Source organism: Streptomyces sp. NPDC054841 (assembly GCF_053611045.1).
In genome coordinates this window covers 1-7,651 of record NZ_JBSGZO010000420.1, presented here as the reverse complement: position 1 = coordinate 7,651, position 7,651 = coordinate 1, and the positions used below count along the sequence as shown (strand labels likewise).

Genomic DNA, 7,651 nt, shown 5'->3' with positions numbered 1-7,651 from the left:
AGAGAGATCGAGGACACGGCCGAAGGCCGTACGGAGGCCGAGGTCGAGCCCCGGCCTCCGTACGGTCTACGCCGCCACCGGCACCACGACCTCCGCCGGGGCCAGGGCGATCTCCAGGACCTGGCGGACGTCGGTCACCGGGTGGACCTCCAGCTTGTCGAGGACCTCGGCCGGGACGTCGTCCAGGTCGGCCTCGTTGCGCTTGGGGATCACGACGGTCGTGGTCCCCGCCCGGTGCGCGGCCAGGAGCTTCTGCTTCAGACCACCGATCGGGAGGACGCGCCCGGTCAGCGACACCTCACCGGTCATGGCCACATCCGTACGGACCAGCCGGCCGGAGAGCAGCGACGCCAGCGCCGTCGTCATCGTGATGCCGGCGCTCGGGCCGTCCTTCGGGACCGCGCCCGCCGGGAAGTGGATGTGCACGCCCCGGTCCTTCAGATCGGCGACGGGCAGTTCCAGTTCCGCGCCGTGCGAGCGCAGGAAGCTCAGCGCGATCTGCGCGGACTCCTTCATGACGTCACCGAGCTGGCCGGTCAGGGTCAGCCCCGCGGCTCCCGTCTCCGGGTCGGCCAGCGACGCCTCGACGTAGAGGACGTCGCCGCCCGCGCCGGTCACCGCGAGACCGGTGGCCACGCCCGGCACCGCGGTGCGGCGCTCGGCCGGCTCCTGGGCGGACTCGGGAACGTGGTGCGGCCGGCCGATCAGCCCGCGCAGCTCCCCTTCCGTGACGGTGAACGGCAGCTCCTGCTCGCCCAGTTCGTGCTGGGCCGCGACCTTCCGGAGCAGCCGCGCGATCGCACGCTCCAGGTTCCGCACGCCCGCCTCGCGGGTGTACTCACCGGACAGCTTCCGCAGCGCGGAGTCGTCCAGGACGACCTCGCCCGGCTCCAGGCCGGCCCGCTCCAGCTGGCGCGGGAGCAGGTGGTCACGGGCGATGACGACCTTCTCGTCCTCGGTGTAGCCGTCGAGCCTGACCAGCTCCATCCGGTCGAGCAGGGCCTCGGGGATGGCTTCCAGGACATTCGCGGTCGCCAGGAAGACGACGTCGCTCAGGTCGAGTTCGACTTCCAGGTAGTGGTCGCGGAAGGTGTGGTTCTGCGCCGGGTCGAGGACTTCGAGCAGCGCCGCGGCCGGGTCGCCGCGGAAGTCGGAGCCGACCTTGTCGATCTCGTCGAGCAGGACCACCGGGTTCATGGACCCGGCCTCCTTGATGGCGCGGACGATACGGCCCGGCAGCGCGCCGACGTACGTACGCCGGTGGCCCCGGATCTCCGCCTCGTCCCGTACACCGCCGAGTGCGACCCGGACGAACTTCCGTCCCATCGCGTGCGCGACGGACTCACCGAGCGAGGTCTTGCCCACGCCGGGCGGGCCGACGAGCGCGAGAACCGCGCCCCCGCGCCGCCCGCCGACCACGCCCAGCCCCCGGTCGGCGCGCCGTTTGCGCACCGCCAGGTATTCGGTGATCCGTTCCTTCACGTCCTCCAGGCCCGCGTGCTCCGCGTCGAGGATCGCCTTGGCACCCTGGATGTCGTACGCGTCCTCCGTCCGGTCGTTCCACGGCAGCTCCAGGACCGTGTCGAGCCAGGTGCGGATCCAGGAGCCCTCGGGGCTCTGGTCGCTGGACCGCTCCAGCTTCTCGACCTCCTTGAGGGCTGCCTCGCGGACCTTCTCGGGGAGGTCCGCGGCCTCGACCCGGGCGCGGTAGTCGTCGGACTCGTCGCCGTCGGACTCGCCGTTGAGCTCGCGCAGCTCCTTGCGTACGGCGTCGAGCTGGCGCCGCAGCAGGAACTCCCGCTGCTGCTTGTCGACGCCCTCCTGGACGTCCTTGGCGATGGATTCGGCGACATCCTGCTCGGCGAGGTGCTCGCGGAGCTGCTCGGTGGCGAGCTTGAGGCGCGCGACCGGGTCGCTGGTCTCCAGCAGCTCCACCTTCTGGGCGGTGGTCAGGTACGGCGAGTAGCCGGAGTTGTCGGCGAGGGCGGAGACGTCGTCGATCTGCTGGACTCGGTCGACGACCTGCCAGGCACCGCGCTTCTTCAGCCAGCTGGTGGCGAGCGCCTTGTACTCCTTCACCAGGTCGGCGACGGAGCCGGGCAGCGGGTCGGGCACGATCTCCTCGATCTGGAGACCCTCGACCCAGAGGGCACCGCCGGGGCCGGTCGTACCCGCGCCGATCCGCACCCTGCTGCGGCCGCGGATCAGCGCTCCGGGGTCGCCGTCGGACAGCCGCCCGACCTGCTCGACGGTGCCGAGCACACCGGTCGCGGCGTACGTCCCGTCAATGCGCGGTACGAGCAGCACCCTTGGCTTGCCCGATGCCGAACGGGCGGCTGCCTGGGCGGCCTCCACCGCGGCCCGTACGTCGGCGTCGGACAGGTCGAGCGGGACCACCATCCCGGGCAGCACGACCTCGTCGTCGAGCGGCAGCACAGGCAGCGTGAGCGGTGTGGACGTCAAAGCCATGATCTCCCCTTCGGCAGTCAAGTTGAGCTGTATGGACTCAATGCAGAAGGGACCCTCGATGTTCCCCCGGAGGTGTTCGCTGTCAGCGATCAGTGCTGTCGCACTCCGTGACCGATCGGATGTAATAGGTGCATGACGTATTCATCCATTACACGCGAGTCGTCCGTCACGCATGCGATACGGGCCTGGGTGGACGGCTGGGTCGTCTCGCGGGGCGCCGCGGAACCCGTCGCCGAACCATGGGGCCTCACGGTCGACGTCGGGCTCCCCCGGCACACGACCCGTCATGTCCTCACCGACAGCAGCGAGGCGGCCGTCCGCGGTGTCGCCGCCGCGGCCCGGACTCCGGGGCTCTGGCTCAAGGTGTTCGAGAAGCCGGAGCAGGTCCTTGCCTGGCTCGGTCCGGACTGGACGCCCGACGAGCCCGGGTTCCTGATGACGGCCGAGCTGCGACGGACGGAACCCGCTGCCGTGCCCGCCGGCCACCGGCTGCGCACCTGGACGCGGGACGGGGTCACCCGGGCCCTGGTCACCACCGCTGACGGCGCGTTCGCCGCCCGCGGTCAGATCGCGACGACCGGTTCCACAGCCGTGATCGACCAGATCGAGACCGCCCCCGAGCACCGGCGCAAGGGCCTTGGCAGCCTGGTGATGCGCACGGTCCAGAACGCCGCGGTCGAACGGGGTGCCACCACGGGCGTACTGGGTGGCACGCCCGACGGGCGGGCCCTGTACGAGTCACTCGGGTGGCGCGTGATCGCCCCGCTGGTCAGCGTCTACTTCGATCCCGCCCGGCCGGAGTAGCCGGCGGACCCCGGACGGCCGGTGGGCCTCCCGAACCCGTCCGGCCCCCTGTCGTGCGCCCATCGGCGAACCACCGGCCAGCACAGGACACCGGCCAGCAGCGCAAGGGGGTGCCCCCAGTTGCTGAGCGGGTCCTCGTACGCCAGCAGGTCCCGCACCAGCAGCACCGACACCCACCCGAGCGCCGCCGTCCGCACGACCGGGGTGAACAGCCCGGCCAGCGCGCCGACGCACGTCAGCAGGCCGAAGCTGATGCCGTAGTCGAGCCGGTGCAGGGACGTCTCGGGCAGCTGCCCGGCCATGACGGAGAGGCCGACCGGGATCTCCGTGGCGAGCGTGGCCGCCACATGCCCGCCCAGGAACACCGCGGCCGCGCGCCACGAGCCGATACGCCGCTCCAGCGCCGTGAGGACGAACACGAACCCCACGGCGTACGGCGAGGCGAGACCGCCCGCGACCCACAGGGCGCTGGCGACGAGCACGAGCAGCGGCGTCACGCTGAGATGCGCGACGTCCGTGCTGGAGCCGCGCAGCAGGGCGGAGACGGTGGCCTGATCGCCGTACTCGGCGAAGAGGGACGTCGCGACGAGGACGAGGGTGTAGCAGAAGGTGAAGGGCGTGCCGGTCGGAGTGGGAAGGAGCCGGGCGAGCCGCCGACACACGTGGGCGGGGCCAGGCAGCGCGGCCGCGGGCTCATTCACGGACATCGGCTCGCGCGCCACCGCGAGCCAGGGGTCGGGCGTCGGCTCCCGTACGGACGCCGACTCGTGCACGGCCGGGGCCTCGGGCGTGGGCGCGGTCTCCCGCACGGCCGGGGCTTCGGGCGCGGATGGGGTCTGGGGCGCGGGCTCGGGCTCGGACGTCCTTGTGCGTCCGGCCGAGGGCTCTCGGACGCGCGTTGGCGCGGACGCGGTCCGCTGGGTCGGGACACCGCCCAGCCGTTCGGCACCGGCGTACTCGGCCGGCTCCCGTGACTCAAGCCGCTGCACCGCGCGAGGCTCCTTCGTATCGACAGCCCCCGAACCCTGCCCAGCCAACGCGATCATCACGCGTCCCGTCTATGAAGCGCACCACAGGGGACCACTTCCCGCCCCCGTCCCGCGTTCCCGTGAACCGGGCGGCCCGCCACGAGCGATGGAGAGGGCGTGAGACTGTTGCGCCCCACGGAGGGCGAGACCGGGACGACGACGCGGCGCTGCTGCGTGCCGTCGCGGACGGATGCGCCCTGTACGCCTGGCGCGGTGCCCGGCCCGAGCGGAAATGACCGGACGGGGCGCGACCGCTCTCAGTAGCCTCGGGCCATGGAGCTCGTCAGCGATACCGCCGGCCCCCGGACCCTGGACCGCCGCGAAGGACCGTACGGCGAGGTCGTCCTGCGCGAGCGCGGCGGCCCGCGCGGCCCCGTCCACGAGATCATCGCCAACGGGTGCTTCCTGATGGACACCTCCGACGGCCGCTCCGAGCGTCTGCTGATCGACGCCGCACTGGCCGCACTCGGGACCCGCCGGGACCCCGCCGTGCTGATCGGCGGGCTCGGCGTCGGCTTCTCGCTCGCGCATGCCGCGGCCGACCCCGCATGGGCCCGTATCGCCGTCGCCGAACGCGAGCAGGCGATCATCGACTGGCACGTGTCAGGACCACTGCGGCAGATCTCCGGCGCCGCGTTCGCCGACCCGCGGACCGTGATTCTTCACACGGATCTCGTGGAGTACGTCCATAACTCTTCGGATACGTACGACGCGCTGTGCCTGGACATCGACAACGGCCCCGGCTGGACCGTCACCGAGGACAACACGAGCCTGTACTCACCGGCCGGACTGGCCGCCTGCGCAAGGCGGTTGACCCCGGGTGGCGTGCTCGCTGTCTGGTCCGCGCAACCGTCCGCCGATTTCGAGGAGTCATTGCGGAATGCCGGATTCAACGGGGTAAGGACCGAAGAGATCCACGTTGCCCGAGGCGTACCCGACGTGGTCCATCTCGCTGTTCGCCCTGCGTAGCCGGGAGACGATCGATGCCCTTACGCTGACTGACCTGACACACCGATCTACACGCAGCTCGCAGTGCGCGACAGGGGCGGGGCGATGGAGCAGACACACACCAGCAACAACGGCGCCGCGTCGTACTCGACGGCCAGTGCCCAGCGCCGGGTGCTGGTGGTCGAGGACGACACCACGATCGTGGAGGCCATCGGCGCACGGCTGCGCGCCGAGGGCTTCCTGGTCCAGACGGCGACGGACGGCCCTGCGGCCGTCGACGCCGCCGAGGCCTGGCAGCCCGACCTGATGGTTCTCGACGTGATGCTGCCCGGCTTCGACGGGCTGGAGGTGTGCCGCCGGGTGCAGGCCCAGCGGCCGGTTCCGGTGCTGATGCTCACCGCCCGCGACGACGAGACCGACATGCTGGTCGGGCTCGGCGTCGGCGCCGACGACTACATGACCAAGCCGTTCTCGATGCGTGAGCTGGCTGCCCGGGTGCACGTCCTGCTGCGCCGGGTGGAGCGTGCGGCGCTCGCCGCGGTGACGCCGCGCAGCGGCATCATGCGCCTCGGCGAGCTGGAGATCGACCACGCCCAGCGCCGGGTCCGCGTCAAGAGCGAGGACGTGCACCTCACGCCCACCGAGTTCGATCTGCTGGTCTGCCTGGCGAACACCCCGCGTGCGGTGCTCTCCCGCGAGCAGCTCCTCGCCGAGGTCTGGGACTGGGCGGACGCCTCCGGCACGCGCACGGTCGACAGCCACATCAAGGCGCTGCGCCGCAAGATCGGCGCCGAGCGGATCCGTACCGTCCATGGCGTGGGCTACGCGCTGGAGACCCCGGCGCCATGAGCCGGCTGAGCCGGCTCCGGTCCGGGCTGGGCTCGGTCGAGATCTCGATCAAGACCAAGCTCGGCGCCCTGGTCGTGGTGTCGGTGCTGATCACTTCGGGGCTGGCGCTGGTCGCCATCAGGACCGGTGCGGAGCTGCGCTACATCACCGTCTTCGCCATGATCACCACGCTGCTGATCACGCAGTTCGTGGCGCACGGCCTCACCGCCCCGTTGGACGAGATGAACACGGTGGCGAAGTCGATCTCCCACGGGGACTACACCCGGCGGGTGAGCGGCGCGGACCGCCGCGACGAGCTCGGCGACCTCGCGAACACGATCAACCGCATGGCCGACGACCTGGAGGCCGTGGACCGGCACCGCAAGGAGCTGGTCGCCAATGTGTCGCACGAGCTGCGCACCCCCATCGCGGCGCTCCGCGCGGTCCTGGAGAACGTCGTGGACGGCGTCTCGGCCGCCGACCCCGAGACGATGCGTACGGCGCTGAAGCAGACGGAGCGGCTGAGCCGGCTGGTCGAGACGCTGCTGGATCTGTCCCGGCTCGACAACGGTGTGGTCACGCTCAAGGCACGGCGCTTCGAGGTCTGGCCGTATCTGTCGGGCGTGCTGAAGGAGGCCAATCTGGCGGCCGGCCGGCGCGGGCTGCCCTCCGGCTCCGGCAGCCACACCCGCAAGGACGTCCATCTGCACCTGGACGTCTCGCCGCCCGAGCTGACCGCGCACGCGGACGCCGAGCGGCTGCACCAGGTGGTGGCCAATCTGATCGACAACGCCGTGAAGCACTCCCCTCCGCACGGCAGGGTCACGGTCCGTGCCCGCCGCGGGCCGGGGGACGAGTCGCTGGACCTCGAGGTGCAGGACGAGGGTCCCGGCATCCCCGAGTCCGAGTGGCACAAGGTCTTCGAGCGTTTCAACCGCGGCAGCGTCCCGTCGCCGCACGGTCCCGGCAGCGACGGCGGTACGGGCCTGGGCCTGGCGATCGCGCGCTGGGCCGTCGAGCTGCACGGAGGCCGGATCGGGGTGGCCGAATCGGAACGCGGCTGCCGCATCCAGGTAACCCTTCCGGGAATCCCTCAACAGCGTGGTTGACGTAGGGTTCGAAGCGTAAGCAATCCGGAAGCCCGCGTTCTTCGCGTCGGTGACCGGAGAGCACACAGGGGTGCGGTCCCGGGGGCCGCGGCCGGGCTCTCGCGTACCCATACCAAAGGGGAACCACGCTTGTTTCCCGCCATTTCCTGCGCCGAAACCGGCTGTCCGGTGTGACTTAGGCGACGATGACCACGCCCGGCCTGCATCTCCCGGCCGTGGAGGCGTAGCCTTTATTTCCGCTGTCCATCACCTTGTGAAGCGGAAGAGGGCGGTTGCCGCCGTGTCGTCTCAGTCCCCCAGTAACTCGAGCACTTCGACCGACCCAGACGGGCAGGGGAAGAACCCCGCTGCCGCGTTCGGTCCCAATGAGTGGCTCGTCGACGAGATCTACCAGCAGTACCTCCAGGACCCGAATTCGGTCGACCGTGCCTGGTGGGACTTCTTCGCCGACTACAAGCCGGGCGC

Annotated in this window: 7 protein-coding genes; 5 read left to right on the top strand and 2 right to left on the bottom strand. The window is 71.1% G+C overall.

Translation table 11 applies throughout. The annotated features are described in order from the left end of the window. Nucleotides 1–66: 66 nt before the first annotated feature. The gene (lon, locus tag ACWGI8_RS35215; protein WP_453667262.1) at nt 67–2,469 is read right to left on the bottom strand and encodes an endopeptidase La; all 2,403 of its coding nucleotides are present in this window, start codon (nt 2,467–2,469) and stop codon (nt 67–69) included. A 132-nt stretch (nt 2,470–2,601) separates the two neighbouring features. Here lon and ACWGI8_RS35210 point away from each other — a divergent pair, with 132 nt between their 5' ends. Beyond that, entirely contained in the window at nt 2,602–3,273 is a 672-nt protein-coding gene (locus ACWGI8_RS35210; RefSeq protein WP_453667260.1) for a GNAT family N-acetyltransferase, read from the top strand. Here ACWGI8_RS35210 and ACWGI8_RS35205 read toward each other — a convergent pair. Next, complete coding sequence (locus ACWGI8_RS35205) at nt 3,246–4,262, bottom strand: rhomboid-like protein (protein WP_453667258.1); 1,017 nt, start codon at nt 4,260–4,262, stop codon at nt 3,246–3,248. The genes ACWGI8_RS35210 and ACWGI8_RS35205 overlap by 28 nt on opposite strands. Before the next feature lie 312 nt (nt 4,263–4,574). Here ACWGI8_RS35205 and ACWGI8_RS35200 point away from each other — a divergent pair, with 312 nt between their 5' ends. The 4 genes from ACWGI8_RS35200 to ACWGI8_RS35185 all read left to right on the top strand — a co-directional run. Further along, the gene (locus ACWGI8_RS35200; protein WP_453667256.1) at nt 4,575–5,270 is read left to right on the top strand and encodes a spermidine synthase; all 696 of its coding nucleotides are present in this window, start codon (nt 4,575–4,577) and stop codon (nt 5,268–5,270) included. Between the two features lie 84 nt (nt 5,271–5,354). Beyond that, entirely contained in the window at nt 5,355–6,098 is a 744-nt protein-coding gene (locus ACWGI8_RS35195; RefSeq protein ID WP_453667254.1) for a response regulator transcription factor, read from the top strand. Continuing rightward, nucleotides 6,095–7,186 (top strand): HAMP domain-containing sensor histidine kinase, encoded by a 1,092-nt coding sequence (locus tag ACWGI8_RS35190; protein WP_453667253.1) that lies wholly within the window; start codon nt 6,095–6,097, stop codon nt 7,184–7,186. Before ACWGI8_RS35195 ends, ACWGI8_RS35190 begins: the two co-directional genes overlap by 4 nt. 280 nt (nt 7,187–7,466) lie before the next feature. After that, the coding region (locus tag ACWGI8_RS35185) for a 2-oxoglutarate dehydrogenase E1 subunit family protein (protein ID WP_453667251.1) at nt 7,467–7,651 on the top strand (185 nt) is incomplete at its 3' end.

Excerpts from the sequence above, each read along its gene's own strand:
- ACWGI8_RS35195 (WP_453667254.1), top strand. The coding sequence starts at position 5,355 with ATGGAGCAGACACACACCAGCAACAACGGCGCCGCGTCGTACTCGACG.
- ACWGI8_RS35210 (WP_453667260.1), top strand. The coding sequence starts at position 2,602 with ATGACGTATTCATCCATTACACGCGAGTCGTCCGTCACGCATGCGATA.
- ACWGI8_RS35200 (WP_453667256.1), top strand. The coding sequence starts at position 4,575 with ATGGAGCTCGTCAGCGATACCGCCGGCCCCCGGACCCTGGACCGCCGC.
- lon (WP_453667262.1), bottom strand. The coding sequence starts at position 2,469 with ATGGCTTTGACGTCCACACCGCTCACGCTGCCTGTGCTGCCGCTCGAC.
- ACWGI8_RS35190 (WP_453667253.1), top strand. The coding sequence starts at position 6,095 with ATGAGCCGGCTGAGCCGGCTCCGGTCCGGGCTGGGCTCGGTCGAGATC.